The sequence below is a fragment of the Vibrio sp. 2134-1 genome, assembly GCF_033339495.1.
In genome coordinates this window covers 1-524 of record NZ_JAWOUS010000930.1, presented here as the reverse complement: position 1 = coordinate 524, position 524 = coordinate 1, and the positions used below count along the sequence as shown (strand labels likewise).

General features: G+C 41.6%; 1 protein-coding gene and 1 pseudogene. Both read left to right on the top strand.

Annotation, left to right across the window (positions count from 1 at the left end; genetic code table 11):
• A partial coding sequence (locus tag R7R78_RS29320; RefSeq protein ID WP_225474990.1) for a PQQ-dependent sugar dehydrogenase occupies window positions 1-271 on the top strand: 271 nt, incomplete at its 5' end.
• Between the two features lie 133 nt (window positions 272-404).
• Window positions 405-524 (top strand): annotated as a pseudogene (locus tag R7R78_RS29315) (HAD family hydrolase); the annotation flags it as partial.

Genomic DNA, 524 nt, shown 5'->3' with positions numbered 1-524 from the left:
CCCCAAATTGGTTTACATTCCCTCTATCGCTCCAAGCAATATGGTGCTCTATCGCGGGGATAAATACTCAGAACTTGACGGCAAAATATTAGTTGGAGCGTTAAAGCTCACTCATATCAATGTCGTCGGCATTAACGATGGCAAGCTCACAGAATCGCAACGCTTACTGGAAAAGCTTGGAGAACGAATCAGAGATATCACAATAAGCCCCGATGGCTATATCTACTTTTCGACCGACAGCGGCAAAATCTTCCGCTTAACCGAGCAATAAGAACTGTGCAGCGCTTTTTCGATTTGTGATGCATCAGTGATTTATTTTCGTACAACTTAGCCAGAAGAATCTAAACTTAACAATAACCTTTTGTTTTTATAACGATAGTTTGGTTAAGTTGTACGAGGCCACTATGATTCCCTTCCCACTAGAACTTGAAAGAATAAAAGCCGTCATTTTCGATTTAGACAACACGCTCGTCAGTTCAGATATGAACTTTCAAGATCTTCGTCAGCAACTCGGTTGCCCTCAA